The sequence below is a fragment of the Xanthovirga aplysinae genome, from assembly GCF_009711365.1.
Classification (GTDB): Bacteria; Bacteroidota; Bacteroidia; order Cytophagales; family Cyclobacteriaceae; genus Xanthovirga; species Xanthovirga aplysinae.
Genome location: NZ_SMMB01000775.1, coordinates 1,909 through 3,880, shown reverse-complemented (window position 1 = coordinate 3,880; position 1,972 = coordinate 1,909). Strand labels below are relative to the sequence as shown.

Here is a 1,972-nt window from a genome sequence, read left to right as displayed (position 1 = left end):
TGATAAAAACCAAATAATAAACAGTCATGAATAGACGATTCTTGGGGAATTCCCTGCTGATTATTTTTATTATTCTATTAATTTCTGGAGCCCTATTGTATTTAAAACCATTTGAGAAAAAAGTTGCCTCCATTCATGTTTTATTTGCTTTTCTTTTTATGGGAGCTATTTTTTTTCATGTATTAAATAATAAATTTCCTCTTCTAAATTATATAAGGGGAAAAGGGAATAAGAAGTGGGCAAAATATCAGAGCACCTTCATAGGATTAGCACTTTTTACTATCTGCCTAGGAGTTTATTTGGATTTCCCAGGCTTTAATTATCCCTACGAATGGGGAAATCAATATAGGAACCAACAGTTAGGGAAATCAGAAGAAGAATATAATTATCAAATAATAAAGTTGGACAAGAAAATTGGAGAGCATAACATAAGCATTGAATTAAAAAAAGGAGAGGCTTTTCAATTTCCTATATTAGCTGTTTGGTTGGAAGATTCAATTGGAAATTATGTGGAAAGCCTTTATGTCTCCCAAATGCTTTCTTCTAGTGTTTTTTGGCAAAAGATAGATAACAAATGGCAAAAAACCATTGTTCGAAGGCCGGAGGCACTACCATACTGGGCTCATAAAAGGGGGGTAAAAGCTTCCGATGGTTTATATATTCCATTAAAAAGTGCACCTGATTTAGATGGAGTTTCAGGTGCAACTCCTACTGATAACTTTATCTTGAAAACAAAAAGTGATTTAAATACACTTAAAAAGTTTAGAATCTTAATGGAGGTTAATCAATCTTATGATTGGAATGAGTATTATTCAAAAGAAAGGTTCCCCAATGATTCTATCTACTCGGGTTCAGGTAAAGTGGGACAACCCGCGTTAATCTATGCCGCGGAAATTGAAAAGACAGCCCTGGAAGCAAAATCTAATTTTCTTTTAGAGTTAATAGGGCATAGCCATCATTCTGGTAAGAATGGAGAGTTAAATTCGAATTTAGAAAACATTACAACCGCCAAAAGGATTGCCGATAGAATCATCGTCTCATTTGATTAAACACATTATATGTAATTAAAAAGTCGGAATTACATAAGCAGATTTAAAAATTAAACTCTTTTTACTGGGAAAGGGGTGATGTATTCCAAAAAGGCAATTCAATTTTTTAAGTCTTTTATAAATATAATTTACAAACCAATGAGAAAATCATTTAAAGTCTTTTTAATGCTATTAGGGCTTTGTTCATTAACTCTAAGCTCATGCTCAAAAGTAGGTAGAAAATTATCTTATTATTCTGATAAACCTATTCTTAAACCTGTGATTTTTGAGGAAGGCACTCTATCTGAACCAGAGGTCAAAGAATATTCCTTGCACTTCTCAAAAGATGGAAAAGTGATTTATATACAAAAACAAAAAAAAGGGCAAAAGGAATACTGGATTTATGAATCCCATTTTAATGGAAGAAACTGGAGTAAACCTGTTTTATCTTCTTTTTCCCCTAATGAGATATTTAGTGAGGATGGACCTTTCATTTCTCCGGATGAAGGCACTTTTTTCTTTGCTTCTAACCGGGAGGGATCAATTGGAAAGTTTGACATCTGGTCAGCTAAAAAATCCGGAATGGGTTGGGGGACTCCTTATTCCTTGGGTGCGGTTATCAATTCTGAATATAATGAATTTTTGCCTTCTGTTGCAGCCAGTGGAAACTTATATTTTGAATCTGACCGTCCCAGTCGTTATGGAGATGATCGCAAGCAAAATATTTATGTTTCTCGATTTGTCAATGGCAAATATACCCCAGCAGAGCTCCTGGGAAATGAAATTAATACGGCCGGAGTACACGATGAATCTCCATTTATAGCAAAGGATGAAAGTTATTTAATCTTTGCTCGAAATAAAAAAAATACAGCAGGGCAGTGGTTTGGGGAACTCTACATCAGTTACTATAAAGAAGGTGCATGGACAGATGCCCAAGAGATTCC

The 1,972-nt window shown here is 34.3% G+C and carries 2 protein-coding genes; both read left to right on the top strand.

Annotation, left to right across the window (positions count from 1 at the left end):
• Positions 1 to 26: 26 nt before the first annotated feature.
• Entirely contained in the window at positions 27 to 1,049 is a 1,023-nt protein-coding gene (locus E1171_RS05510) for a T9SS type B sorting domain-containing protein (RefSeq protein ID WP_155204880.1), read from the top strand.
• A gap of 138 nt (positions 1,050 to 1,187) precedes the next feature.
• A partial coding sequence (locus E1171_RS05505; protein ID WP_187696274.1) for a TolB-like translocation protein occupies positions 1,188 to 1,972 on the top strand: 785 nt, incomplete at its 3' end.

Bases quoted from the DNA above. Each gene is read 5' to 3' on its own strand.
- E1171_RS05510 (WP_155204880.1), top strand. From the start codon at position 27: ATGAATAGACGATTCTTGGGGAATTCCCTGCTGATTATTTTTATTATT.